The sequence below is a fragment of the Burkholderia anthina genome (assembly GCF_001547525.1).
Lineage (GTDB): Bacteria > Pseudomonadota > Gammaproteobacteria > Burkholderiales > Burkholderiaceae > Burkholderia > Burkholderia semiarida.
On the sequence record NZ_LNJP01000003.1, the window covers coordinates 771,375 to 796,740 of the forward strand.

Here is a 25,366-nt window from a genome sequence, read left to right on the forward strand (position 1 = left end):
TGGCCGCGCGCGCTGTCAGGTGCGAGTGGCGGCCGGCCGTTCCGGTTCGGCCGGCCTTCGCGGAAAGCGCAGCCAGAAGGTCGTGCGGCGGCCCGGCTCGCTGTCGACGCCGCATTCGCCGCCGTGGTTGTCCATGATCGACCGGACGATCGCGAGGCCAAGCCCCGTGCCGGACGCCGAATTGTGCCGCGACGGATCGACGCGATAGAAGCGCTCGAAAATCCGCCCGACATGTTCCGCGGCGATGCCGGGCCCCGTATCCGACACGGCGATCGTCGTCGCGCCGCCCTGCTCGACGCAATCGATCGTCACGACGCTGCCGCGCGGCGCATAGGTCAGCGCATTCGACAGCAGGTTGCTCAACGCGCGCTGATACAGCGTCAGATCCGCGTCGACCCACGCGTGGCCGTCGACCTTCACGGTCACGCCTTCATCTTCCGCCAGCGGCTCGTAGTATCCGGCCACCCGCTCCGCTTCCTCCGCCGCATTCAGCCGCCGCACGCCGATCGACGTGCCGGCCTGTTCCGAACGCGCGAGAAACAGCATGTCCTCGATCATCCGCGACAGCCGCTGGTATTCGTCGATGCTCGACTCGATCACGCTCCGGTATTCGTCCGCGCCGCGCGGTTGCGACAGCACGACCTGCGCGGCCGCCTGCAGGTTCGTGAGCGGCGTGCGCATGTCGTGCGCGAGATTCGACGAGAACTGGCTCAGCCGCGTGAACGATTCGTTCAGCCGTTCGAGCATCCCGTTGAACGCATGCTCGAGCTCCTTCAGCTCGCCGGACGTATCGAGTTCCGGCAGCGGATGCGCGAGCCGGCTCGTCGACATCTGCTCGGCACGCGCCGCGAACCGCCGCAGCGGGCTCAGCCCGAGCGCCGCGATGCCGTACGCGATCGCGGCCGCGAGCACCACGCCGAACACCTCGATCACGACGATCGTATAAGCATGCGTGCGCAACAGCAGCACGTCGGCGCTGCGATCGTACTGCACGGCGACGCGCACCACGGGCGCACCCGCGCCGGCGAGCGGCACGGCCGTCAGCAGGTACTGGTGCCGTGCGCCCGGCGGCACGACGCCGACCGGCACGCGCCCGGTGTTCATCGACAGCAGCGGCGCGTACGGGCGGAAGCCGGGCGTGCCGACAAGGCGCGCGCCGCCGGCGTCGAAGATCGCGAGGTCCATGTTCGGGTGACCGTGCAACTGGTCGATCCAGATGTCGATGTTGCGCGCGACGTCGGCCGTCGTGCGCGCCTCGGCCAGGTGCGCCCCCAATGCGGCGGAAATGCCGGCCATCTGCTCGGCTGCCGTCGTTTCGACGCGATTGCTCAGCGCTTCGTACAGTGCGACGCCGCTCGACGCGAGGATCACCGACGTCGACAGGATGATCAGCGCGGTCAGCCGGCCGCGCAGCGTCCGCGGCAGCAGGCGCGCGATCATGCGGCCGCGCCGCCGCGCGCTTCGAGCACGTAGCCCATCCCACGCACCGTGTGGATCAGCTTCGGTGCGTACGCGTCGTCGATCTTCGAGCGCAGCCGGCGGATCGCCGAATCGACGACGTTCGTGTCGCTGTTGAAGTTCATGTCCCACACCTGCGACGCGATCGTCGCGCGCGGCAGGATCTCGCCTTCACGGCGCATCAGCAGCCACAGCAGCGCGAACTCTTTTGCGGTCAGCAGGATCGTGTCGCCCTGCCGCGTGGCCTTGCGGCGCGTCAGGTCGAGTTCGAGATCGGCCACGCGCAGCGTGTTCGAATCGCGCGGCTGGCCGCGCCGCAGGATCGACTTGATGCGTGCGGTCAGCTCGACGAAGTCGAACGGCTTCGCGAGATAGTCGTCCGCGCCGAGCTCGAGCCCCTTCACGCGATCGCCGACGTCGTCGCGCGCGGTGAGGAACAGCACGGGCGTCGACTTGCTGCGCCGCAGGTTCTGCAGCAATGTCCAGCCGTCCTGCCCGGGCAGCATCACGTCGAGCACGAGCAGGTCGTACTCCTCCGTTTCGGCCTGATGCTGGCCCGTGATGCCGTCCTCGACCCAGTCGACGACGTAGCCGGCCTCGGTCAACCCCTTGCGCAGATAGGCGCCCGTCTTCGGTTCATCCTCGACAATCAGAATTCGCATCACGCATTACCCTTGAAGAAACGCAGCCGGCGCATCATGCCCGCGCCGAACCCGCCGCGCAACGCCGCGCGCCACGACACCGCGTGGCTGACACGGTACAGCACCGGCAGCACCAGCAGCGTCAGCGCGGTGGACGACAGGATACCGCCGATCACGACCGTCGCGAGCGGGCGCTGCACCTCGGCGCCGGTGCCGGTCGCGAACGCCATCGGCAGGAAGCCGAGCGACGCGACCAGCGCGGTCATCAGCACGGGCCGCAGTCGCGTGAGCGCGCCGTCGCGCACCGCGGCGTCGAGCGGCATCCCTTCGTCGCGCAGGTTGCGGATGAACGAGATCATCACGAGACCGTTGAGCACGGCCACGCCGGACAACGCGATGAAGCCGACCGCCGCCGTGATCGACAGCGGAATCCCGCGCAGCCACAGCGACACGACGCCGCCGCTCAGCGCGAACGGAATGCCGGTGAATACGAGCAAGCCGTCCTTCACGTTGTTGAACATCACGAACAGCAGCACGAACACCATGAACAGCGCGAGCGGCACGACGAGCTTCAGGCGCTCGCTCGCGCTTTGCAACTGTTCGAACTGCCCGCCCCACGACACCCAGTAGCCGGCCGGCACGCGCACGTCCTGCTGCAACTGCTCGCGCGCATCGGCGACGAACGAGCCGACGTCGCGCCCGCGCACGTTCGCGCTGACGACCACCCGTCGCTTGCCGTCCTCGCGGCTGATCTGGTTCGGGCCGGGCGCCACGTCGATCGTCGCGAGCTCCGCGAGCGGCACGTACGGCGCCGCCGCGAGCGGCGCGCCGGCGCCGGCCGTCGGCGCGGGCAGCGCGATCGGCAGCCGCTTGATCGCCTCGATGTCGGTGCGCAACTCGTCGGGCAACCGCACGACGATGTCGAAGCGGCGATCGCCCTGGAACAGCGTACCGGCCTTCTGCCCGCCGACGGCCGCGGCCACCGAATCCTGCAGGTCGGCGACGCTCACGCCGTAGCGCGCGAGCTTGTCGCGGTCGAGGTTGACGGTCAGCACCGGCAGGCCCGTGGTCTGCTCGACCTTCACCTCCGACGCACCCGGCACCTTCCGCAACGCGGCCGCGATCTGTTCGCCGGTCTGGTTCAGCACGGCCATGTCGTCGCCGAAGATCTTCACGGCGACGTCGCTGCGCACGCCCGAGATCAGTTCGTTGAAGCGCAGCTGGATCGGCTGCGAGAACTCGTAGGCGTTACCCGGCAGCTCGGCGAGCGCTTCCTCGATCTCGCTCACGAGCTGCTCGCGCGGCTTCTTCGGGTCGGGCCACGTGTCGGCCGGCTTCAGCATGATGTAGCCGTCCGACAGATTCGGCGGCATCGGGTCGGCCGCGATCTCGGCCGTGCCGGTGCGCGCGAACACGCGCTCGATCTCGGGGAAGCGCGCCTTCAGCGTCTTCTCGATCGACTTCTGCATCTCGACCGACTGCGACAGGCTCGTGCCGGGAATTCGCAATGCGGCGACGGCCAGGTCGCCTTCGTTGAGGCTCGGGATGAACTCGCTGCCGAGCCGCGTGGCGAGTCCGAGCGTGGCGAGCACGATCGCGCCCGCCCCGATCATCACGCGTGCCGGGCGCGTCATGAAACCGGCGAGCACCGGTTCGTACGCACGCCGCGCCCAGCGCATCAGCCGGTTCTCCTTCTCCTCGACCCGCTCGCCGATGAATAGCGCGACGGCTGCCGGAATGAACGTGACGGTGAGCACCATCGCAGCAGCGAGCGCCATCACGACGGTGATCGCCATCGGGTGGAACATCTTGCCCTCGACGCCGGTCAGCGCAAAGATCGGCAGGTACACGACCATGATGATCAGTTGCCCGAAGATCAGCGCGCGGCGCGCCTCCTGCGATGCGCCGAACACTTCGGCGAAACGCTCGTCGCGCGTGAGCGGCCGCCCGGCCGCCGCCTGCGCATGCGCGAGCCGCCGCACGCAGTTCTCGACGATCACCACCGCGCCGTCGACGATGATCCCGAAGTCGAGCGCGCCGAGGCTCATCAGGTTCGCGCTCACCTTCGCATTGACCATCCCCGTGAAGGTCATCAGCATCGACAGCGGAATCACGATCGCGGTGATCAGCGCCGCGCGGATGTTGCCGAGGAACAGGAACAGCACGGCGATCACGAGCACCGCGCCCTCGAGCAGGTTCTTCTTCACGGTCGAGACGGCCTTCTCCACCAGCACCGTGCGGTCGTACACCGGAATCGCCTTCACGCCGGCCGGCAGCGTGCGGTTCACGTCCTCCATCTTCGCGGCGACGGCCTTCGACACCGTCCGGCTGTTCTCGCCCATCAACATGAACACCGTGCCGAGCACGACCTCCTCGCCGTTCGACGTCGCGGCGCCGGTGCGCAGTTCGCGGCCGACGTCCACGACGCCGACGTCCTTCATCCGCACCGGCACGCCGCCGACGTTGGTCAGCACGACGTTCGCGATGTCGTCGACGGTGCGCGCCTGGCCCGGCACGCGCACGAGATACTGCTCGCCGCGCTTTTCGATGTAGCCGGCGCCGACGTTGTCGTTGTTGCGCTCGAGCGCCCGCACGACGTCGGCGAGCGTCAGCCCGTACGACATCAGCTTCGCCGGATTCGGCGCGACGCGATACTCCTTCACGTAGCCGCCGATCGAGTTGACCTCGGTCACGCCGCGCACGTTGCGCAGTTGCGGCCGCACGACCCAGTCCTGCAGCTCGCGCAGGTCGGCCGCCGTGTAGCGCGTGCCGTCGGGCTTGCGCGCGTTGGCGTCGGCTTCGACGGTCCACAGGTAGATCTCGCCGAGGCCCGTCGACGTCGGGCCCATCGCGGGCGCGACGCCGGCCGGCAGCTTGTCCTTCGCTTCCTGGATGCGCTCGTTGACGAGCTGACGCGCGAAGTAGATGTCGGTGCCGTCCTTGAAGATCACGGTGACCTGCGACAGCCCGTAGCGCGAGATCGAACGCGTCTGTTCCAGCCCCGGCAGTCCGGCCATCGCGGTCTCGACCGGATAGGTGATGCGCTGCTCGGCCTCGAGCGGGGAGTAGCCGGGCGCGGACGTGTTGATCTGCACCTGCACGTTCGTGATGTCGGGCACCGCGTCGATCGGCAGCCGCTGGTAGCTGAACACGCCCAGCGCGGCCACGGCCGCGATCGCCAGCATCACGAGCCAGCGATGCGCGATCGCAAAGCGGATCAGGCGCTCAAACATGTCGGGATTCCTTGAAACGGGGTACGGTCGTGCGCGCCGGACGCTCTGCGCGGCCGGTCAGGCGGCGGATCGGAAAGCGCGCCGCATATCGGGCCGCCAATCGCGCCACGGCGTACGCGTATTGCTGCTCATTCATGTTCCGCGCTCCCCTTGCCGAGTTCGGCCTTCAACACGAAGCTGTTCGTCGCCGCGTATTCCTGGCCCGGCTCGAGCCCCTTCAGCACTTCGGTCGCGCGTTCGTCGCGCCGCCCCGTTTCGACGGCCTGCGCGACGAAACCCTTCGGCGAACGCACGAACACCGCCGGCGCGCCGTCGACGTCCTGCAGCGCGTCGCTCGCGACCGCGAGCGGCACGCCCTGGCGGCCCGCGTCGACCGACACGTTTACGAACATCCCCGGGCGCCACACGCCGTCGGGGTTCGGCAGCACGACGCGCGCCGGCGCGGTGCGCGTCTGTTCGCCGAGCAGCGAGCCCACGTACGTGATCGGGCCGCTCGAACGCGATTCGAACGCGGTCGCGCTGACGGTCGCATCGCGGCCCACGCGCACGTCGTTCAGCCGCTGCGCCGGCACGGCCATCTCGGCCCACACGGTCGACAGGTCGGAGATCACGAACATGCTCGCATCGGCGGCGATCGCCTCGCCGGGCGTCGCATGCTTCTCGACGATCGTGCCGGCGAACGGCGCACGCAGTTCATACCGGTTCAGCGCGCCCGCGCCCGCCGGCGCGTTCAGCGCGGCGAGCTTCTGTCGCGCGTTCTGCACGGCGATCTCGGCCTCGCGCAACTGCACCTGCGCCTGCTGATAATCCTGTTCGGCCGAGATGCGCTCCTGCCACAGCGTGCGTTCGCGCTCGTAGGTTGCGCGCGCACCCGACAACCGGCGCTCGGCCGTCAGCAGTTCGCTGCGGCGGTCCGCCAGATCGGTGCTCGCGATCACGGCAAGCACCTGCCCCTTCGCGACGTTCTGCCCGAGCGACACCGATACCTGTTCGACGATGCCGGCCACACGCGGCACCACGTGCGCGGTGCGATCCTCGTTGAACTTGATCTCGCCCGGCAACTGGAACGGCGTCGCGATCTGCGCGGGGCCGGCCTTCGCGAGCGCGATCTTCGACGTCGCCAGTTGCGCGTCGGTCAGCGCGACCGCGCCGTCGGCGCGCGCGAACGGGAACGATGCGGCGTCGTTGCCCGCCTTCACGTCGATCGTCGCATCGAATACGTGCGGCTTCGCGATCGACTGCGCGGACACGAACTTCTGGCCGGCCGCGTCGAACCGCAGCGGCTCCTGCGTGCGGTCGTACCGCACCAGCGTGCCGGACACGGTCACGCCGTGGGTCGCGGGCTTGCCGTCGACGAACGGATAGACGACGAGCCGCGCATCGCCGGGCTTTTCCGTCATCACGATCTCGACGGACAGCTTGCCGCGCTTGAGCACGACACCGCCGTGCGCGCCGGCGCCGTCGGCCGCCTGGGCGGATTCGGCGGCCGTCGGCGCCGATGCGCCGCTCCCGCCCCGCGCGACGGCGAGCGCGCAGAGCACGATTCCTGCGCCGCCGAGCACGGCTGCCGCAATGATGAAGATTCTGCTGCGTGACATGGTGATCCTTCAGTCAAGAGGGGCGCTCATTGCGCGCGGACCGCGAGCGGCGTGCCGACGAGCCGGCCGATATCGGCACGGGCCGTATGCGCGTCGGCGAGCGCACGGACGTATTGCGACTGCCCCAGAAACAGCGTGCGCTGTGCGTCGAGCACGTCGAGGAAGCTGAACTTGCCGAGTTCGTAGCCGCGCGACATCGCGTCGAGCGCGACGCGCGCGGCCGGCAGGATGTCGGACTTCAGCCGCTGCGCTTCCTGCTCCGCAGCCTCGAAATTCGCGTACGCCTGCGTCAGTTCAAGCCGCAGACGTGTGCGTTCGCGGTCGAGATCGGCGTTCGCGCGCTCGGCCTTGTGCGTCGCCTCGAGCAGCGCGCCCTGGTTCGTGTTGAACAGCGGAATCGGGATCGACACGCCGACCACCGCCTGGTTGTCGGGCACGCCGCCCGTGGTCACGCGCTTCACGCCCGCGCTGACGGTCACGTCCGGGATGCGGCGCGCGCGCTCCAACGACACGGCCGCGTTCGAGCGCAGCATTTCGGCACGCGCGATTCGCGCGAGCGGTGCATCGTCGAGCCGCGCGATGAGCGCGGACAGCGGCTCGACCGACGGTACGGCTTCGAGGTCGCCGAGCACCGCAAGCGGGGCGTTGCGCGCTTCGCCCATCACCGCGTTCAGCTTCTCGCGCGCAACGTCGACACGGCCGCGCGCGGTCACGACTTCGATCTGCACGCCGGCCGCCGCCACCCGGGCCTTGGTCGCCTCGACCGGCGACACCTTGCCGGCCTGCGCGCGACGGGCCGCCAGATCCGCGGAGCGCGCGGCGATCGCGGCCGATTCCTCGGTCACCTGAAGCTGACGCTGCACGGCGAGCAGCCCGTAGAAGGCTGCGATCACGTCGGCGCGCACCGCCGCGCCCTGCTCGTCGAGCGACGCGCTGGCCGATTCGCTGCCGTACGACGCGACGTCGAGCCGTGCGCGACGCTTGCCGCCGAGTTCGATCGTCTGGTTGATCAGCGCGGTCGACGTGCGTTCCGCTCGGCTGAAACCTTCCTGCAGGAACGACACTTCGGGGTTGGGCCGCGCGCCGGCCTGCATCAGCGCGCCGGCCGATGCATCGACATCCGCGCGCGCGCCGCGCAGCGCCGGGTTGTTGCGGGCGGCGACGGCGAGCGCGTCGGCAAGCGTCAATGACGATGCAGGACGTGCGTCGGATGGCGGTGCGCCGATCGGGGCGGCAGCAGCCGGAGCCGTGGCCGGCCCCGGCGACAGCGATGGCTGCGCATGAGCCGTCGCGGCCATCGCGAAGACGGCGGCCACGGCGAGGTTGAGCTTGAACATGTTCGGTTCTGCGGTAACGGTTTGCGACCGATGCTACGGACCGGCCGCAGTGCGAACATGAGGCGAAGATGATATTTCCGTCATGTTGGGCGCAACCGTACGCAGACGTGCGGTGCCGTGCGGGGACGGCGTCCCCTCTCGACGATCAGGAGGATTCGGTGAGCGGGCGGCACGATGGCCGCACGAAAGAATGCAGAGGTTCGGAAATGCGACACGCGCGGGCCATACGCCCCGCGCGCGAATCAGGTGATGTGCTGCTTTCCCCGCCGCCGCTGCACGAGCCAGTCCAGCAACTGCCGCCCGTCACGTTCGCCGAACCACCTCGCGTGCCCGATCAGATAACCGTCGTACGCCACGTCGACGATATCGGGCGCGTTGACGATACAACCGAAATACGCGACTTCCGACAGCGCGAACTCCGTATGCACGATCGGCAGCAGCGCGACCAGCGCCGCATATGCGTCGTCGCTCAACGGTTCGAGCGATTCGTAGCCGTCGAGCAACGCGTCGATCTGCTCGTATTCGATGCGCCGTGCATCGGCCGGCGCCATCCAGTCGACCGTGTTGCGCTCGATCGCGAGCGCGAGATCCGTCACGGCGCAAGTACGATCCGACAAGCCGAAGTCGAGCACGGTCCGCACCTGCGCGCCGGGCCCGGCGTCGGTCCACAGCAGGTTCGACGCATGCCAGTCGCCATGCGTCCACAGCAGCGGCAACGCAGGCAGCAGCGGCACGAGGCGCGCGTGATACGGGCCGATCGCGTCGGCCACGTCGCCGCGCCAGTTGCGCGCGCCGAGCGCCCTGACGAGCAACGGTTGCGCCGTGATCCAGCGTTCGAGCGCACCGACGAGATCGCTCGACGACAACACGCGAAAGCTCGACAGCAGCGGGCGAACCGGCCGCGCCGGCGCATCGTAGCCGGCCGACGCGCGGTGCAGCTCGGCGAGCGCGCGGCCGGCCGCATACGCATGCGAAGGATGCGTGAACGGCTTCCACGACATCACGCCGCGATACGCGTCGACACCCGGCGCGACCACGTGCACTTCATACGTCCACTCGCCGGATGCGAACGCGGTTGCGCCGTCGCGACCGGCGAGCACGTCCGCCACCGGCACGCCGTGTGCGCGCAGATGCGCGATGAAGCGATGCTCTTCCTCGAGCCCCGCGACGTCGCGCAGGCTCGCATGATGACGCTTGACGAACAGCGCGCGCTCGTCGGTCGTGCGCACCAGCACGGCCGCCGAGAACGGCCGCGGGCTGTGCCACGTGAGGCGCGCGGGCGCGGCGGCGCCATCGATCCGCGCGAGCACGGCCGCGACTTCGTCGTGCGTCATCAGCGGCCAGTCGCGTTCGGCCTGTTCGCCGTCGACGCCGAACTGCGGCGGCGCGACCTCGCGCGCCTGCGCGGCGTCACGCGATGCCGGCGCATCCGGTTCGAGGGGAAATGACATGAACGACGTAGCTCCGTGGTTGAATCGGCTGCGAATCAGCCGGCCGGGCTCGCGCTCGCGCGCAGCGTCGCGGCCGTGCGGCTCCAGTCGCGCCAGCCGACCACGGCCAGCCCGATGAACAGCGCATAGAGCCCGGCCGTCAGATACAGCTCCTTGAACACGAACATCCCGACGTACACGACGTTCACGACGATCCACAGCCCCCACGACGCGATGTAGCGCCGCGCGGTCCAGTATTGCGCGACGAGACTGAACGCGGTCAGCGACGCATCGACGAACGGCAGCGCCGCATCGGTCCAGCGCGCCATCATCCCGCCGAGCAGCGCGCTGCCGACGACGGCCGCGACCAGGTCGGGCAGCATCTGCATCGGGCGCACGCCGGTGACTGGCGCGACATCGCCGGCAGGCGCCGCCTTGCCGTCGGCACCGCCGTCGGCCTCGCTCGCCCGCTGCGCGAGCCAGCGCTGCCAGCCGTACACCTGCAGCACCGCGAACGCGCCCTGCAGCAGCATGTCCGAGTACAGCTTCGCATCGAAGAAGATCCAGCCGTACAGCGCGACCGACGCAAGGCCGACCGGCCAGCACAGCATGCGCCGCTTCGCGGTCAGCCAGATCGCGAGCGCGCTGACGATCACGCCGGCGATTTCGAGTGGGGACATCGTCCGTGCTCTCCTGGTGGGCTGCCGGGGCCGCGCGTCATGCGCCCGTTTCCGGCCGATCAGAAATCATAGGTCAACGACACGCGCGCGGTGCGCGGCGCACCCGGGAACAGGTACGCATCGCCCTGCTGCTCGCCTGCGTCGCGCCAGTAGAACTTGTTGAACAGATTGTCCACCGACACGCGCAACACCGTGCGATGGCCGCCGATCTTCGTCGTATAACGCGCGCCGAGATTGAACACGAACCACGACGGCACGCGCGCGGTACCCTCTTCGTTCGCGTTGCGCGCCGCGCTGTACTCGACGCCGCCGAGCACGTTCAGGCCCGCGACGCCCGGCACCGCGTAGTCCGCATACAGCGACGCGCGCAGCGCGGGCACGTTGATGATCTGGTGCCCTTCGTAGGCCGGCGACCCCGAATCGTATGCGCGGGCGCGAATCGCCGCGACGCTGGCCGTCAGCCCCAATCGTTCGGTCACGCGCCCGGCCGCGCCGAGTTCGATCCCCTGGTGCCGCTGCGTACCGCGCTGCACGAACGTGTACGACGTGCCCGACGCGTCGGGATCGGCGAACTGGAACGGCTTGCTGATCGAGAACACGGCCGCCGTGAGGCTCAGCCGGTCGAGCCAGTCGTATTTCGCGCCGACCTCGATCTGGTGCGATTCGACGGGCGGCAGGAACGCGTACGCGTTGATCGCGCGCACGGGCGCCTGGTCGCCGAGCGACAGCGCCTTGCTGTACGACGCATACAGCGACAGCACGTTCACCGGTTTGTAGACGAGCGCGACCTGCGGCAGGAACACCGAGCGGTCGGTGTGCGTCGTCTCGCCGTCGAGGCTGCTCCAGCTACGCTGGCGCAGCAGCACTTCCTTGCCACCCGCGAGCACCTGCCAGTGTTCGCCAAGGCTGATGCGGTCGAGCCCGAACACGCCGTACTGCCACGCATCGAGGCGCGGATACGACGACCCGGGCGAATTCGGCGACGGCGGGAACGTCAGGTCCGGCCCGTAGATATTCTCGCTGCCCACGTAGTCGTACACGGCGTCCGCCATGCTCACGACGCGGCGCTGCACGCTCACGCCGAGCGTCAACTCGTGCCGCAGCGGCCCCGTCGCGAACTTGCCCGTCGTGACCGCGCGCAGATCGTCGTTGCGCCGGTATTCGCCCGGGCTGCGGAAGTCGTACACGTCGTAGTCGCCATTCGCGCCGAAGAAGAACGGCGACGTCGCACCGGCCGCGCAGCTTGCCGCATACGAACAGCCGTACGCGAACGCGCTGTTGTCGTCGATCATCGTGCGGCTGCGGCCGGCGGCGATGTACGCGTTCCAGTCGTCGTTGAACCGATAGTCGAAACGCGCGTTCAGGTTCAGCGCGTCGGTCGTCACCGGTTTCGCCCACGGCTGCGAGCCGAGCGCTTTCGACGTCGTCTTGACCGACGGCACGACGGTGCCGCCGAGCAACTGGTAGCCGGGCGCGGAACGCTGGATCCACTGCTGGAATTCGGCGTTGAGCTGCAGGCTCGCGCGCGGGCTGATGTCCCAGTCGGCGGCGATCGACCCGAACGTGCGCCGCCCGTTCGTGCCGTCGATATAGGCGTGCATGTTCTCCTTCGCCGCATTGATCCGGAACCCGAACTGATGGTCGGGGCCGAAGCGGCGGCCGAGATCGACGGCCGCCGACGTCGAGCCGCGGCTGTCGACGCCACCCGTCACGCTCGCGACGTTCGCGGAGCGCTTCGTCACGAAGTTGATCACGCCGCCCGGCGCGACGACGCCGCTGTCGATGCCCGCGAGCCCTTTCAGGATCTCGACGCGCTCCTTGTTCTCGAGCGGCACGTTCTGCTCGCCGGACACCGTCAGCCCGTCGATCCGGATCGCGCTCGCGAGATCGACCGGAAAACCGCGGATCGCGAAGCCTTCGAAATAGCCGACCGGCGCATAGTCGTTGACGACCGACGCATCGTTGCGCAAGACGTCGCTCAAGCGCTTCGCCTGCTGATCGTCGATCAGCGCGCGCGTGATGACGTTCACCGACGCCGGCGTGTCGCGCAGCGGCGCGTCGTCGAGCCCCGCGACCGACGCTTCGCGCGCCCGCAGCGGGTGGCCGCGCTCGCCGCTCACTGTGATCGCCGGCAGCGTCGCGCTGCCGGCCGCGTCCGATGCGGGCGTGTCGCCCGGAGCCGCGGCGGCCTGCGCCGCGAAAAGCGTGACACCGAGCCCGACACCGAGCCCGACCGTCGCGCGCCGCCGCCGTGCGCGTGCCGCTGTTGTTCTATTCACCGTCATTGTTCTGGATGGAAAACTCGCCACTCGACCCTGTCGAAACCCGTTACGAAGCTGCAAATCGTTCGCCCGCGAACGCCGCCGCGCCCGTCGCCGGGCGCATGCGTCGATACGATATTCATCAGACGAACCGGACGATGCAGCCCGCGAGCGGGCCGACCGATCGGAAACACGCAGGATGGGACATCGGATTCGGATGACGCGCCGGGAACCGACGCAGCGGCCGACTGGTTCGTCGAGGGCGGGTCGGAAGGCCAACTGCATCGCGCGGTCGTCATGCGGGGGACGCTTCGAACGCCCCGGTGCGGGCGGCGGACACTGGCGCCGGCCGTTCAACGGAACGGCGGCGTGCCCGGCTCGCGCGACATCGTGGCGTGGCGCGCATTTTACCCCGGGAGAGGCAAAGGGCCGCGGAACCGGGCGGAACGGGAAACGGGAGACAGGAAAGGCAGGAACGGGAACAAGCGGCTCGGGCAGCGCGACAACGGCGGCAATGCGATCGCGATGCGCGTCGCGCGTGCCGACCTCCGGCGCCGGCGTCGTATGCGCCGGTCGAGCGGCCTGAAACCGGAGCGGAAAAGGCGGCCCGCTACCGGTTCGCCGGCCGTTCGCTCAAAAGCCCTGCATCGTCACGGTCGGATCGACGACCAGATGCACGACGCCGTAAATCACCGCGCCAACCAGCAGCGCAAGCAAAATCGCGACGAACGGCAACAGCGTGAAGTTGGCGTTCGCGAGATCGGTCGCGTGCGCCTTGCTGTTGCGCACGCCGAAGAAACTCCACAGGACCAGGCGGACCATGCCGAGCAGTTTCATGATGAGCTCCTTTCATCGAATCGGTTGACGCTATTGTCGATCCGGACGGCATCCGAAAAAAGAAGCAGTTGCGCGCGCTTTTCGCGCAGCAGGCGATCTGCGGCGGCATGTCGCACACGCGTCAGCAGTCGAGCACGAGCGGCTCCTTGGCCCCTTGCGCGGGCCGCGCGATGCACGGCAGCGCGCAGCCGGGTTCGATCGCCGCATCGGGCGCTCGCTCGTAGTCGACCGCGCCGGACAGCACGCGTGTCGCGCACGTGCCACACGAACCGGAGCGGCATTCGGACGGCACGCTCACGCGCTGCCCTTCCGCGAATTCGAGCAGCGTGCCGTCGGCGGGCGTCCACGCGGCCTCGCGCCCCGTGCGCCGAAATACGACCGGCACGCCTGCCGCCGCGGGCGTGGCAGCCGCGCGGGTCGCCCTGCGCGAGACGCTCGACGGCCCGAATGCCTCGAAGCGGATGCGCTCGTCCGGCACGTTCAGCGCGCGCAGCCCGTCGTACAGGTCGCGCATGAACGCCGCCGGCCCGCACAGGTAGAAATCGTAATCGTCGAACGAAAGGAGCCGCTTCAGTTGCGCGACGTCGATCCGGCCGGCCCGCGCGGCCGCGCGTTCGTCAGGATGACTGTCGAACCAGTGAAGCGACATGCGTGCATCGGCGGCCTCGATGCGCGCCAGTTCGGCGGCGAACGGCCGGTCGGCCGCTTCGCGCGCGCCGTGCACGAACACGATGCGGCGCGACGGCGTATCGTCGGCCAGTGCGCGGCGCAGCATCGCGACCATCGGCGTGATGCCGATACCGGCCGACACGAGCACGGCCGGCCGCGGGCTCGCGAGATCGAACGTGAAGCGGCCGCGCGGCATCTGCGCATCGAGCGTCATGCCGGCCTGCGCGTGGTCGTGCAGCCACGCCGATACGCGTCCTTCCCGCTTCACGGTGATCCGGTAATGCGCGCCGCCCGGTGCGTCGGACAGCGTGTAGCTGCGGATCGTCGGTGCATCGCTGCCCGGCAGCGCGATGCGCAGCGTCAGGTGCTGCCCGGCTTCGTACGCAGGCAATGCGCCGCCATCCGCGGGTTCGAAATGGAACGACCGGATCGCGCGCGCTTCGTCGACGATTTTCGCGATCCGCAGCGGCCGCCATGCGGGCGCCTTTACCGGCGTGGCCGCGGACGGCGCCGGTCCGGCCGTTGCCGGCGCCGGACCCGACGCCGCCGCCATCGCCGCGAACTGCGGCGCACGCTCGACCGCCGACCACCGGAACGGCAGCACCGCCCGCATGCGCCGCACTTCCCGCACATGAAACCGCACGACGCGCTGCGCGCCGTCGAACGACGCGACGACCGGCCCGTCCCACACGATCTCCGCGTGCGCGGCGACATACAGCAAATCGCCGCTTTCGAAATCGATGAACAGCAGCCCCGCGCGCGGATCGTGCCGCAGGTTGCCGAGCGTGTTGAAGAACCGATTGCCGCTGAAATCCGGCGTGGTCAGCGTGCGCGCATCGTCGACGCGCACGAAGCCCGGCATCCCGCCGCGATGCGACACGTCCGCGCCGCGCGCCGCACCGGCCTGCGCCGACGTGTTCGCGCTCGCGACGAAGAACGTGTCGGCCTGCGCGAGCAGCGCACGATCCGCGTCGCTCAGTGCGCCCGACACGTCGGGCGCGACGGCGGCCCCGACCTCCCGCGCGACGAAAGTCGGCTTGCGGCCCTGGATGTATTTCGCGCAGTTGCCGAAGCTCTGCTCGACCGCGATCGTCAGCGCATCGCCGTCGGCCGCGCGCACGACGCCGTTCACGCGATTGCGGCGCCGCGTATCGAATTCGATGCCGAGCCCGCCGAGCGGCGCGCCCGCGCGCCATGCGCCGGCGAGCGGATCGCCCGGCAGCGCGGGCGCCGCGATGCGCAGCGTGCGCGCGTCCGGCGACGTGACGAAACCCGGCGCACCGGCCCGCAGCGTCGCCCACGGCTGGCCGTGCGCATCGACGCCGCCGAGCACGAAGAACGGCAGTTGCGCGAAGAACGTCCGGTGCTGGTCCGGCATGAAGCGCCGGATCCCGCGCCGGCCGGCCGCGGCCGCCGCGTCCGCCACGCCTGCGCGCTGCTGCACGGCAAGCTCGCCCGCGTGAAACGGCGCGGTATCGAGTTCCCACCCCGGTACGACGGTGGTCGGCGCGGTCATCACGTTCTCCGTGGACAGATGCGTTGGCGGCAGGCGTTACGCGGCGAGCAGGCCCGCGCGCGTCGTCGGCATCGCGACGAAACCCGGCAGCGCCTCGATACGCGCCAGCCACGCGCGCACGTGCGGATACGGTTCGAGCGACACGCCGCCTTCCGGTGCGTGCGCGATGTACGTGTACGCGGCGACGTCCGCGATCGTCGGCTGCGCGCCGGCCGCGAACGGCTTGCCGGCCAGCTCGCGATCGATCACGTCGAGCACCTTCGCGGCCGTACGCCTGGCCGCTTCCGCGTCGAGTTGCGCGCCGAACACGGTCACGAGCCGCGCGGCCGCGGGGCCCGACGCGATCGGGCCGGCCGCGTACGACAGCCAGCGCTGCACGACGGCCGCGCCGACCGGGTCGTCCGGCAGCCAGTGTGCGTCGCCGTAGCGCTTCGCGAGATACACGAGGATCGCGTTCGAATCGGCGATCACGGTGCCGCCATCGTCGATCACCGGCACCTGCCCGAGCGGATTCAACGCGAGAAACGCCGGTTCGCGTTGCGCGCCGGCCGCGAGATCGACGTCGATGGTCTTCGACGGCAACCCGAGCAGCGACAGGAACAACCGGACACGGTGCGCGTGCCCGGACAACAGGAACGAATAAACGCGGATCGGCGAGGCAGGCTTGCTGGCGGCAGACATGGAAACACTCCGGAATCTCGCGTCGCCGGGAATCGGCGACGAACGGCCCCAGCGTAACGCTCGCCGTTCGTCGCCAGAAGACGGATAATCGCGGAAACATTATCCGCTTGCATAGGACAATCGACGATGGCCGATCTGCGCGACGTGAACCTGAACCGGCTGGCGATCTTCGTCGCGGTGGTGGAGGCCGGCTCGCTGACGGCCGCGGCCGAGCGGCTCGGCCTTGCGAAGACGGTCGTCAGCACGCACATGCAGCGCCTCGAATCCGAGGTCGGCGCGAATCTGCTGGTGCGCACGACGCGGCGGCTGAGCGTGACCGATGCCGGACGCGTGTTCTACGACGCGTGCCGCGACATCGTGCGCGCCACCGAAGCCGCACTCGACGCGGTGTCGTCCGACACCGGGCCGCTGCGCGGCACGCTGCGCGTGAGCGTGCCGATCGACTACGGCGCGCTGGTCGTCGCGCCGGCCGTGGTCGCGCTGCGCGACCGGCATCCGGCGCTCGCGGTCGAACTCGTCGCGAACGACCGCGTCGTCGATCTCGTCGCGGACAACCTCGACGTCGCGATCCGCATCGGCCGCCTCGCCGATTCGAACTATCGCGCGGTGCAGCTCGGCACGTACGAGAAATGGCTGGTCGCGAGCCCGGCGTTCGTCGCGCGGCACGGGCTGCCGCGCGATCCGGATGCGCTTGCCGCGTTGCCGTTCGTGATGTTGTCGTCGCTGCCGCGCCCGCATACGCTCGAACTCGATCACGTGCGAGGCGGCCGCGCGTCGGTGCGCTGTGTCGCGCCGGTCGTGTCGAATACCGCGACCGCGTGCCGCGCGATCGTGCTCGCGGGCGGCGGCTTCGGGCTGCTGACGGATTTCTCGACCACGGACGACGTCGCGACCGGCCGGCTCGTGCGGCTGCTGCCGGGCTGGCGCACGGCGCCCGCCGGGATTCATGCGGTGTTTCCGTCGACGCGGCTGCCGTCGCCGAAGGTGCGGGCGTTCATCGAGGCGATGAAGGCGAGGCTGGGGGAAACGCCGGCAGCGCCTACGACAAGGCGCTCACGGTCGAAGTAGCGAAAAAACGAATACATGCGGAGAGCGGCGCTCGGTACGCCTGCATGAGCCGTCTCATGAGCAACAACTTCAGATCCCTGCGCGTATCGCACACGATATGCACGACTTCGTCGGGAATCCTGCCCTGAGCCGGAAAGGCACGAATCGATGCGATCGCGTCTCCTCCTCGACGGGACGAAAGTGGCCCTGCTCGATCTCGCGATTGCCGAGCGCAAGCAACTTCAGCAACGCGAGCGTCTCTTCATGCTCCTCGCACGACTTGACGTCCATGACGACGAGCTCCGCCTCACCGTTCCGGCTGATGAGCATCGGCTCGCGGCTCTCCGGGATGTCCTTGACGATCTCGGCCGCATGGCGCTTGAGATAACTGATCGGCTTGACTCGAGTCGACAATTTCATGGAGCGCGTCCTTTGCCGAGCACCGGATGAGACCGACCATAGTCTGAATTCGGTCCTGCGCGAGACGAGGGCAGCCGACTGTTCCCGACGCCCTTACCCGCCCGCTTCCCTCAACGTCCCGAGCAACACCTTCCTGCAACTCGCGATCATCTGCGCTTCCGGATCGCGATAGCCGGTCAGCAGCCACGCCGCGCCGACGTTCGTCATCGCGCCCACCAGCGCCAGACCGATCAGCCGCTGCTCGGTTCGCTCGGCGGGCGTGACGGCCTCGCGCGCCGCGCCGATCGCCATGATCAGCTTGCCGAAGTCGATCAGCATGCGCTGGTACGTCATGTCGGTATCGGCGCTCACGCCCATCACTTCGAGCAGCAGCACGCGCGCCGCGCACGGATCACGCAGGAACGCGAAAAACGCGGCGAGCCCAGCATCGACACGCTCGCGCAGATCGCCGCCGCGCGCGGCGACCGCCTGCGCGACCGCGTCATGCAACTGCTGCGCGTGGTGCAGGTAGGTGCAGCGCAACAGATCCTCGGTGCTGTCGAACGCCGCATAGAAATAGCGGTCGTTCAGCTTCGCTGCCTGGCAGATCGACCGCACGGTCGCCTTGCGAAAACCCACCGTGCCGAACACGCGCGTCGCCGCGCGGATCAACGCGTCGCGCCGCTCGGCGGCCCGCACCTCGGGCGCCACGCCGCCATACGCCCGGCCCCTTTTTTCCGTTTCGAGTGCTTTCTCCATTCCGCTATTTGACATCAGGACACTCGAAAACTAAAGTGGTGACGAACAACACCACAATAGATGCGCCGCCGGTACAGCGCAAGCGGAACGGGAGGAACGACGGATGAAGGGGTTTTCCGGCAAGGTCGCCGCGATCACGGGCGCCGGTTCGGGCATGGGCCGCAGCCTCGCGGTCGAACTCGCGCGGCGCGGCTGCGAGGTCGCGCTCGCCGACGTCAGCGAAGCCGGGCTTGCCGGCACCGCGGCCGCCTGCGCGCAGCATGGCGTGCGAGTGAGCACGCGCCGGCTCGACGTCGCCGACCGCGACGCGATGTTCGCGTGGGCCGATTTCGTGCGCGCCGAGCACGGCAAGGTCAACCTGATCTTCAACAATGCGGGCGTGTCGCTGGCCGCCAGCGCCGAGACCGCGCGTCTCGCCGATCTCGAATGGATCGTCGGCATCAATTTCTGGGGCGTCGTACACGGCACGCAGGCATTCCTGCCGCATCTGCGCGCGTCGGGCGACGGCCACGTCGTCAACACGTCGAGCCTGTTCGGGCTCGTCGCGATGCCCACGCAAAGCGCATACAACGCGACCAAGTTCGCGGTGCGCGGCTTCACCGAGGCGCTGCGGATGGAACTCGAACTCGACGGCGCGCCTGTGAGCGCGACCTGCGTGCATCCGGGCGGCGTCGCGACGTGCATCGTCGACGCGGGCCGCGTCGACACCAGCATCCATGCGCTGACGGGCCAGGACGAAGCGACCCATCGCCGCCAGGCGAACCGCCTGATCAACGCGACGACGGCCGACGACGCCGCGCGGCAAATCCTCGCGGGCGTCGAGCGCAATGCGCGCCGCGTGCTCGTCGGCGCCGACGCGCGCCGGCTCGACCGGATCGCGCGCCTGCTCGGCGCCGGTTACCAGTGGCTGATGCTGCGCCACGTGCGCCGCGCCCGCACCCGCAACCTCGCACGCGCGCACGCACCCGCCGCGCGCCCGACCACGCCGACCCAGGACCGCGCATGACCTCGACGACGACCGACCGGCGCGACGCGCCGCCCGCCCCCGGCGCCCGCCACGACAGTGGCGATAACCATGACGATCGCGAACAGCGCGACCTCGACGTGCTGATCGTCGGCGCCGGCCTGTCCGGCATCGGCGCCGCGTATCACCTGAAGCAGCGCTGCCCGCACGCGAGCGTGGCGATCGTCGAGGCGCGCGACGCGATCGGCGGCACCTGGGACCTGTTCCGCTATCCGGGCGTTCGTTCGGATTCCGACATGTTCACGCTCGGCTACAGCTTCCGCCCGTGGCACAGCGACAAGGCGATCTCCGACGGCCAGACGATCCTCGACTACATCCGCGACACCGCGCGCACCTACGGCATCGACAAGACGATCCGCTACGGCCGGAAGGTCGTCGCGGCCGACTGGGATTCGAGCCGCGCGCGCTGGACGGTACGCATCGAGCGCACGCAAGACGGCGCGACCGACACGCTCGTCTACACCTGCCGCTTCCTGTTCATGTGCAGCGGCTACTACGACTACGACGCAGGCTATCTGCCCGACTGGGCCGGCATGGACACGTTCGAGGGCAAGCTCGTGCATCCGCAGCACTGGCCGAAGGATCTGTCGTACGCGAACCGGCGCGTGGTCGTGATCGGCAGCGGCGCGACGGCCGTCACGCTCGTGCCGTCGATGGCGGCCGACGCACGGCACGTGACGATGCTGCAGCGCTCGCCGACCTACATCGTGTCGCTGCCCGCGCGCGACCGGATCGCGAACGCGCTGCGCCGCGTGCTGCCGTCGCGGCTCGCGCACCGGCTGGTGCGCGTGAAGAACGTACTGCTGACGATGTACCTGTACAACGTGTCGCGCCGCAAGCCCGAGCAGACGAAGAAGTTCATCATCCGCGCGGCCCGCAAGCAGCTCGGCCCCGACTTCGACGTCGCGAAGCACCTGACGCCGCGCTACATGCCGTGGGACCAGCGCGTGTGCCTCGTGCCGAACGGCGACCTGTTCAAGGCGATCCGCGCGGGCCGCGCGTCGATCGTCACCGACGAGATCGAGCGCTTCACGCCGACCGGCCTCCGGCTGAAGAGCGGCCAGCAGCTCGACGCGGACGTGATCGTCACCGCGACCGGGCTGAAGGTGAAGATGCTCGGCGGCGCGCGCGTGACGGTCGACGGCCGCGCGGTCGATTTGCCCGAGACGGTGTCGTACAAGGGCATGATGTACAGCGACGTGCCGAACCTCGCGTCGTCGTTCGGCTACACGAATGCGTCGTGGACGCTGAAGGCCGAGCTGATCGCGCGCTACGTGTGCCGGCTGCTCAACCACATGCGCGCGAACGGGTACGACACGTGCGTGCCGCGGCTCGGCGCAGGCGATCTTGGCGACGTGCCGGCGGTCAACCTGAGCTCCGGCTACATCCAGCGCGCGGCCGGCATCCTGCCGAAGCAGGGGCGCCGCAAGCCGTGGAAGTTCCACCAGAACTACGTGCTCGATCTCGCGTCGCTGAAATTCAGCGCGCTCGCCGATTCCGCGATGCATTTCGAACGCCGCGCCACAACCGGCCCGGCCGCCACCGCGCCGGCTGCCGAACCCGCACTCGAAACCCGCTGAGGCCGACATGACTCCTACGCTCCATCTGATCCAGAACGTCCTGCTCGGCGTCGTCGCGGCGCTCGCCGCGCTCGCGCTGTTTTCCGCTTACGTGGCCCGTCGCGTGACGCGCGCGTTTCCGCCCGAAGGCCGCTTCGTCGACATCGACGGCGACCGCATCCACTACGTCGAATACGGCAACGGCCCGCCGATCGTGTTCGTCCACGGGCTCGCGGGGCAATGGCGCAATTTCGCGTACCTGCCGCTCGCGCGGCTCGCGCAGCGGCATCGCGTGATCCTGATCGACCGGCCCGGCGCCGGCCGCTCGCTGCGCGGCGCGGCCTCGCAGGCGAACGTGTTCGCGCAGGCCCGCACGGTCGCCGCGTTCATCGACGCACTGAAACTCGACAGGCCGGTGCTGGTCGGCCACTCGCTCGGCGGCGCGATCGCGCTCGCGGTCGGCCTCAACCATGCGGACCGCGTGAGCCGGCTCGCGCTGATCGCGCCGCTGTCGCACGAGCAGACCGAACCGCCCGCGCCGTTCAAGCCGCTGGTGCTGCCGTCGCCGCTCGTGCGCCGTTTCGTGTCGTGGACCTTCGCGATTCCGCTGACGATCCTGACTGGCCGCAAGGCCGTGCGCCAGGTGTTCGCGCCGGAGGACGTGCCGCGCGACTTCCCGGTCAAGGGCGGCGGCCTGCTCGGGATGCGCCCGCACGTGTTCTACGCGACGGCGACGGACCTGCTGTCGGCGCCCGTCGATCTGCCCGCGATGGAGCGCCGCTATCCGGAGCTCGCGCTGCCGGTCGACGTGCTGTACGGCCGTGCCGATCCGATCCTGAACTGGCGCGAGCACGGCGACGCACTCGCGCAGAAATCGGCGCGCGTGCGGTTGAAGGTCGTCGAAGGTGGCCACATGCTGCCGGTCACGCTTCCCGAAGCGACGGCCGACTGGTTGCTCGAAGTCGCCGCCGCGCCGGTCGACGCCGCCGCGCAGCCGGTGCGCATCGCATAGGTCGCGGCGACGACGCAGGGCCGGATTCCGATGCCGTGCCGGGCAGCCGGCGCCGCATCGGGTTCAGGCTCCGTCGTCGGGTATCGACAGCCCGAGATCGGCGATCACCTCGCGCGCGTTGCGAAACGCCTCGACCGCGGCAGGCGCCCCTGCGTACAACGCGCTGTGCAGCAATACCTCGCGGATCTCGACGAGGCTCGCGCCGTTGTTGAGCGCGCCGCGAACATGGCCCTTCAGCTCCGTGCCGCGGCCGAGCGCCGCCAGCATCGCGCACGTGCACAGGCTGCGCGTCTTCAGGTCGATCCCGCCCCGCTGCCACGTGCTGCCCCACGCATGCTCGTTCAGCCAGTCCTGCAACGGGCGCGAAAATCCGTCGAGATCGCGCATCGCGCGCTCGACGAACGCCTCGCCCATCACGTCGATGCGCCGCGCCTTGCCGTATTCCCTGTCCTGTTCGCTCATGTCGATGCCCTGGTTGGAGTCGGGACCGCTTCGGCGTCGCCGGCGGCCGGAAGATGTCGAGCCATGTTCGGGCGAGCCGCGCGTTTCGTCAAAGATGCGGCGCTCGGTTCGCGGCCGGTCGCGTAACGGGCGGCCGAACGCTACGTAACATCCGGGCGCGCGTTACGGCGCCTGACGGGAACATCGCAGCCGCGGCGTGCGCGCACCGCACGCGCCTGTCGCGCGAAACCGCCATTCCTCCGTTTAAATCGCGTCGATATTCGCGGTTTCCGCAATAAATCGCGACACCGTTTCGCGAAACCTGTCATGGCGCGGAATTTGCAGTGAAGGCCTGGGACACACTTCCAATGTCGAGGCCAACATGCACACTCTCTTCAAGAAGACGACGGTAACGATGGCCGTCTCGTCGCTGCTCGCGCTGTACGGCTGCGGTTCGGTCGACGGACCGACGACCCCGCCGACGATCAAGCCGAGCACGTCCGGGACGAGCGGCAGTTCGGGGACTTCGGGTACGTCGGGCGGCGGCTCGTCGGGGACATCGGGCGGCGGGAGTTCGGGTACTTCGGGTACTTCCGGTACCTCGGGCACCTCCGGCACGTCGGGCACTTCCGGTACTTCCGGTACTTCCGGTACTTCCGGTACTTCCGGTACTTCCGGTACTTCCGGTACTTCCGGTACTTCCGGTACTTCCGGTACTTCCGGTACTTCCGGTACTTCCGGTACTTCCGGTACTTCCGGTACTTCCGGTACTTCCGGTACTTCCGGTACTTCCGGTACTTCTGGCACGTCGGGCACTTCCGGCACGTCGGGCACTTCCGGCACGTCGGGCACTTCCGGCACGTCGGGCACTTCCGGCACCTCGGGCACTTCCGGCACCTCGGGTACTTCCGGCACTTCGGGTACTTCCGGTACCTCGGGCACCTCGGGCACCTCGGGTACTTCCGGCACCTCGGGCACTTCCGGCACGTCGGGCACTTCCGGCACGTCGGGCACTTCCGGCACGTCGGGTACTTCCGGCACTTCGGGTACTTCCGGCACCTCGGGTACTTCCGGCACCTCGGGCACTTCCGGCACCTCGGGCACTTCCGGCACGTCCGGCACTTCGGGTACTTCCGGCACCTCGGGTACTTCCGGCACCTCGGGTACTTCCGGCACCTCGGGCACTTCCGGCACGTCCGGCACTTCGGGTACTTCCGGTACCTCGGGTACTTCCGGCACGTCCGGCACCTCGGGTACTTCCGGCACGTCGGGTACTTCCGGCACGTCGGGCACTTCGGGCACTTCCGGCACGTCGGGTACTTCCGGCACGTCGGGTACTTCCGGCACGTCAGGCACCTCCGGCACCTCGGGTACTTCCGGCACCTCGGGTACCTCCGGCACCTCCGGCACCAGCGTCACCCCGCTCGGCAACGTCCTCCAGAAATCCGGCAACCTCGTGACGGCGCTCGGCACGACGGTCGTGAACGGCGGCACCCAGATCGGCGGCGTGCAGATCCCCGGCACGAACCCGACGACGGCCACCAGCGTCGGCAATGCAGTCAGCAGCCTCGGCAACGGCGTGCAATCGCTCGGCAACGGCGTCGCAGCCGGCCTGGGCTCGATCGGCGTGTCGCCGAACCCGCTCGGCCCGACGATCACGTCGACCACCGGCCTGCTGACCGGCGCCGGCGGTGCGGTCAACAGCCTCGGCAATGCCGTGACGAGCCTCGGCACCGGTCCGCTGTCGCCGCTCGCGCCGGCGACGACGCTGGTCGGCAGTCTCGTCAACACGGTCGGCACCGCGGTCAACTCGACCGCATCGGCGCTTAACACGGCGCTGAACAGCGCGCCGGTGCAGCAAATCGAGACGCAACTCGGCAGCGTGATCAACCCGATCACGAACACGCTGACCGGCGGCGTCACGACGCCGGGCGTCACGCAAACGCTCGGCAACGCCACGTTGCTCGGCGCCCCGCTCAGCGGCCTGCTGAACACGCTCGGCAGCGGCCTCGGCCTGGCCGGTTCGCAGGTCGGCGGCGCAACCGGCAACCCGGTCGGCACGAGCGCCGGGAACAGCGTGTCCCAGCTCGGTAACACGGTAGCGTCGGCCGGCGGCCTGCTGTCCAGCGGCAGTTCCAGCAGCGGCACCAATCCGCTCGCCCCGATCACGGGCGTGCTCGGTTCGCTGACGGGCGCACTCGGCGGCGGCAGCAGTTCGAGCGGGTCGGGCGGCACCAGCGGTACCAGCGGCGGCCCGCTCGCTCCGATCACCGGCCTGCTCGGCACGGTGACGGGTGCGCTCGGCAGCATCGGCTCGAGCGGCACCGGAGGCACCAGCGGCACCAGCGGGACGAGTGGCACGAGCGGCGCGGGTCTCGGCGGCCTGCTCGCGCCGGTCACCAACCTCGTCAACTCGCTGACGCCGCTCGGCGCGAGCCTCACCGGCACCGTCACGACGCCGAGCGGCAACCTGTCCGGCACGCTCGGCGGGGTGCTGACGAGCGGCCCGGTCGGCACGCTCACGGGTGCGCTGGGCACGCCGGCCGGCTCGGCCGGCGCCGTCGGCACGGTCAGCCCCGGCGGCGCGACGGGCACCGTGACGACGCCGGGCGGCAGCGGCTCCGTGGTGACCGGCCTGACCGGCAGCACGAGCGGCGGCGCCGCCAGCGGCACCGGCAACCTGCTGTCGCCGGTCACCAACCTGCTCGGCGGTCTGCTCGGCGCCGGCACCAAGAAGTAAGCCTCGACGCATCACGTATCAGAACGACAGGCCAATGGCCGGGC

Annotated in this window: 20 protein-coding genes; 5 read left to right on the plus strand and 15 right to left on the minus strand. The window is 69.4% G+C overall.

Annotation, left to right across the window (positions count from 1 at the left end; genetic code table 11):
• Nucleotides 1–15 precede the first annotated feature (15 nt).
• The 12 genes from WS64_RS23675 to WS64_RS23725 all read right to left on the minus strand — a co-directional run bounded on the left by WS64_RS23675 (nt 16) and on the right by WS64_RS23725 (nt 16,341).
• On the minus strand, nt 16–1,440 hold the full coding sequence (locus WS64_RS23675; protein ID WP_060967875.1) for a heavy metal sensor histidine kinase: 1,425 nt from the start codon (nt 1,438–1,440) through the stop codon (nt 16–18).
• Entirely contained in the window at nt 1,437–2,120 is a 684-nt protein-coding gene (gene irlR, locus WS64_RS23680) for a heavy metal response regulator transcription factor IrlR (protein WP_060967876.1), read from the minus strand. The genes WS64_RS23675 and irlR overlap by 4 nt, the downstream gene beginning before the upstream one ends.
• The gene (locus WS64_RS23685; RefSeq protein WP_060967877.1) at nt 2,120–5,332 is read right to left on the minus strand and encodes an efflux RND transporter permease subunit; all 3,213 of its coding nucleotides are present in this window, start codon (nt 5,330–5,332) and stop codon (nt 2,120–2,122) included. Before WS64_RS23685 ends, irlR begins: the two co-directional genes overlap by 1 nt.
• Entirely contained in the window at nt 5,325–5,468 is a 144-nt protein-coding gene (locus tag WS64_RS34530; protein ID WP_155720467.1) for a hypothetical protein, read from the minus strand. The genes WS64_RS23685 and WS64_RS34530 overlap by 8 nt, the downstream gene beginning before the upstream one ends.
• Nucleotides 5,461–6,930: an efflux RND transporter periplasmic adaptor subunit gene (locus WS64_RS23690; protein WP_060967878.1), complete on the minus strand. Its 1,470-nt coding sequence runs from the start codon at nt 6,928–6,930 to the stop codon at nt 5,461–5,463. The genes WS64_RS34530 and WS64_RS23690 overlap by 8 nt, the downstream gene beginning before the upstream one ends.
• 26 nt (nt 6,931–6,956) lie before the next feature.
• The gene (locus tag WS64_RS23695; RefSeq protein ID WP_060967879.1) at nt 6,957–8,267 is read right to left on the minus strand and encodes a TolC family protein; all 1,311 of its coding nucleotides are present in this window, start codon (nt 8,265–8,267) and stop codon (nt 6,957–6,959) included.
• A gap of 242 nt (nt 8,268–8,509) precedes the next feature.
• Nucleotides 8,510–9,718, minus strand: coding sequence for a phosphotransferase enzyme family protein (locus WS64_RS23700; RefSeq protein ID WP_060967880.1), 1,209 nt, complete (start codon nt 9,716–9,718; stop codon nt 8,510–8,512).
• A 35-nt stretch (nt 9,719–9,753) separates the two neighbouring features.
• Nucleotides 9,754–10,377 carry a nicotinamide riboside transporter PnuC gene (gene pnuC, locus WS64_RS23705; RefSeq protein WP_059644631.1) on the minus strand — a complete coding sequence of 208 codons (624 nt, stop codon included), beginning with the start codon at nt 10,375–10,377 and terminating at the stop codon, nt 9,754–9,756.
• Between the two features lie 59 nt (nt 10,378–10,436).
• Complete coding sequence (locus WS64_RS23710; protein ID WP_060967881.1) at nt 10,437–12,662, minus strand: TonB-dependent siderophore receptor; 2,226 nt, start codon at nt 12,660–12,662, stop codon at nt 10,437–10,439.
• Nucleotides 12,663–13,271: 609 nt separating this feature from the next.
• Entirely contained in the window at nt 13,272–13,475 is a 204-nt protein-coding gene (locus WS64_RS23715; protein ID WP_006486164.1) for a DUF2970 domain-containing protein, read from the minus strand.
• 121 nt (nt 13,476–13,596) lie between these two features.
• Nucleotides 13,597–15,660 carry a pyridoxamine 5'-phosphate oxidase family protein gene (locus WS64_RS23720; protein ID WP_060967882.1) on the minus strand — a complete coding sequence of 688 codons (2,064 nt, stop codon included), beginning with the start codon at nt 15,658–15,660 and terminating at the stop codon, nt 13,597–13,599.
• Nucleotides 15,661–15,696: 36 nt separating this feature from the next.
• Nucleotides 15,697–16,341 carry a glutathione S-transferase family protein gene (locus tag WS64_RS23725; protein WP_060967883.1) on the minus strand — a complete coding sequence of 215 codons (645 nt, stop codon included), beginning with the start codon at nt 16,339–16,341 and terminating at the stop codon, nt 15,697–15,699.
• Between the two features lie 126 nt (nt 16,342–16,467).
• Between WS64_RS23725 and WS64_RS23730 the strand changes: the two genes are divergently transcribed.
• On the plus strand, nt 16,468–17,409 hold the full coding sequence (locus tag WS64_RS23730; protein WP_060967884.1) for a LysR family transcriptional regulator: 942 nt from the start codon (nt 16,468–16,470) through the stop codon (nt 17,407–17,409).
• Between the two features lie 69 nt (nt 17,410–17,478).
• Here the strand turns inward: WS64_RS23730 and WS64_RS23735 are convergent, their stop codons facing one another.
• Complete coding sequence (locus tag WS64_RS23735; RefSeq protein ID WP_081103911.1) at nt 17,479–17,808, minus strand: type II toxin-antitoxin system Phd/YefM family antitoxin; 330 nt, start codon at nt 17,806–17,808, stop codon at nt 17,479–17,481.
• 93 nt (nt 17,809–17,901) lie between these two features.
• Nucleotides 17,902–18,561, minus strand: coding sequence for a TetR/AcrR family transcriptional regulator (locus WS64_RS23740; RefSeq protein ID WP_060967885.1), 660 nt, complete (start codon nt 18,559–18,561; stop codon nt 17,902–17,904).
• A gap of 88 nt (nt 18,562–18,649) precedes the next feature.
• Here WS64_RS23740 and WS64_RS23745 point away from each other — a divergent pair, with 88 nt between their 5' ends.
• The 3 genes from WS64_RS23745 to WS64_RS23755 are packed head-to-tail and all read left to right on the plus strand — an operon-like array spanning nt 18,650 to nt 22,141.
• A complete protein-coding gene (locus WS64_RS23745; RefSeq protein ID WP_060967886.1) occupies nt 18,650–19,552 on the plus strand; it encodes an SDR family NAD(P)-dependent oxidoreductase in 903 nt (300 codons plus the stop codon).
• Nucleotides 19,549–21,150 (plus strand): flavin-containing monooxygenase, encoded by a 1,602-nt coding sequence (locus WS64_RS23750; protein ID WP_060967887.1) that lies wholly within the window; start codon nt 19,549–19,551, stop codon nt 21,148–21,150. Before WS64_RS23745 ends, WS64_RS23750 begins: the two co-directional genes overlap by 4 nt.
• Nucleotides 21,151–21,157: 7 nt before the next feature.
• A complete protein-coding gene (locus WS64_RS23755) occupies nt 21,158–22,141 on the plus strand; it encodes an alpha/beta fold hydrolase (protein ID WP_060967888.1) in 984 nt (327 codons plus the stop codon).
• 63 nt (nt 22,142–22,204) lie between these two features.
• Here the strand turns inward: WS64_RS23755 and WS64_RS23760 are convergent, their stop codons facing one another.
• On the minus strand, nt 22,205–22,603 hold the full coding sequence (locus WS64_RS23760; protein ID WP_059580213.1) for a carboxymuconolactone decarboxylase family protein: 399 nt from the start codon (nt 22,601–22,603) through the stop codon (nt 22,205–22,207).
• Nucleotides 22,604–22,964: 361 nt separating this feature from the next.
• Between WS64_RS23760 and WS64_RS35110 the strand changes: the two genes are divergently transcribed.
• Entirely contained in the window at nt 22,965–25,322 is a 2,358-nt protein-coding gene (locus tag WS64_RS35110; protein WP_081103912.1) for a collagen-like triple helix repeat-containing protein, read from the plus strand.
• Nucleotides 25,323–25,366 lie beyond the last annotated feature (44 nt).

Bases quoted from the DNA above. Each gene is read 5' to 3' on its own strand.
- irlR (WP_060967876.1), bottom strand. From the start codon at position 2,120: ATGCGAATTCTGATTGTCGAGGATGAACCGAAGACGGGCGCCTATCTG.
- WS64_RS23745 (WP_060967886.1), top strand. From the start codon at position 18,650: ATGAAGGGGTTTTCCGGCAAGGTCGCCGCGATCACGGGCGCCGGTTCG.
- WS64_RS23715 (WP_006486164.1), bottom strand. From the start codon at position 13,475: ATGAAACTGCTCGGCATGGTCCGCCTGGTCCTGTGGAGTTTCTTCGGC.
- WS64_RS23740 (WP_060967885.1), bottom strand. From the start codon at position 18,561: ATGTCAAATAGCGGAATGGAGAAAGCACTCGAAACGGAAAAAAGGGGC.
- WS64_RS23710 (WP_060967881.1), bottom strand. From the start codon at position 12,662: ATGACGGTGAATAGAACAACAGCGGCACGCGCACGGCGGCGGCGCGCG.
- WS64_RS23750 (WP_060967887.1), top strand. From the start codon at position 19,549: ATGACCTCGACGACGACCGACCGGCGCGACGCGCCGCCCGCCCCCGGC.
- WS64_RS23735 (WP_081103911.1), bottom strand. From the start codon at position 17,808: ATGAAATTGTCGACTCGAGTCAAGCCGATCAGTTATCTCAAGCGCCAT.
- WS64_RS23725 (WP_060967883.1), bottom strand. From the start codon at position 16,341: ATGTCTGCCGCCAGCAAGCCTGCCTCGCCGATCCGCGTTTATTCGTTC.
- pnuC (WP_059644631.1), bottom strand. From the start codon at position 10,377: ATGTCCCCACTCGAAATCGCCGGCGTGATCGTCAGCGCGCTCGCGATC.
- WS64_RS23685 (WP_060967877.1), bottom strand. From the start codon at position 5,332: ATGTTTGAGCGCCTGATCCGCTTTGCGATCGCGCATCGCTGGCTCGTG.
- WS64_RS34530 (WP_155720467.1), bottom strand. From the start codon at position 5,468: ATGAATGAGCAGCAATACGCGTACGCCGTGGCGCGATTGGCGGCCCGA.
- WS64_RS23730 (WP_060967884.1), top strand. From the start codon at position 16,468: ATGGCCGATCTGCGCGACGTGAACCTGAACCGGCTGGCGATCTTCGTC.
- WS64_RS23695 (WP_060967879.1), bottom strand. From the start codon at position 8,267: ATGTTCAAGCTCAACCTCGCCGTGGCCGCCGTCTTCGCGATGGCCGCG.
- WS64_RS23675 (WP_060967875.1), bottom strand. From the start codon at position 1,440: ATGATCGCGCGCCTGCTGCCGCGGACGCTGCGCGGCCGGCTGACCGCG.
- WS64_RS23755 (WP_060967888.1), top strand. From the start codon at position 21,158: ATGACTCCTACGCTCCATCTGATCCAGAACGTCCTGCTCGGCGTCGTC.
- WS64_RS23720 (WP_060967882.1), bottom strand. From the start codon at position 15,660: ATGACCGCGCCGACCACCGTCGTACCGGGGTGGGAACTCGATACCGCG.
- WS64_RS23690 (WP_060967878.1), bottom strand. From the start codon at position 6,930: ATGTCACGCAGCAGAATCTTCATCATTGCGGCAGCCGTGCTCGGCGGC.
- WS64_RS23760 (WP_059580213.1), bottom strand. From the start codon at position 22,603: ATGAGCGAACAGGACAGGGAATACGGCAAGGCGCGGCGCATCGACGTG.
- WS64_RS23700 (WP_060967880.1), bottom strand. From the start codon at position 9,718: ATGTCATTTCCCCTCGAACCGGATGCGCCGGCATCGCGTGACGCCGCG.
- WS64_RS35110 (WP_081103912.1), top strand. From the start codon at position 22,965: ATGCACACTCTCTTCAAGAAGACGACGGTAACGATGGCCGTCTCGTCG.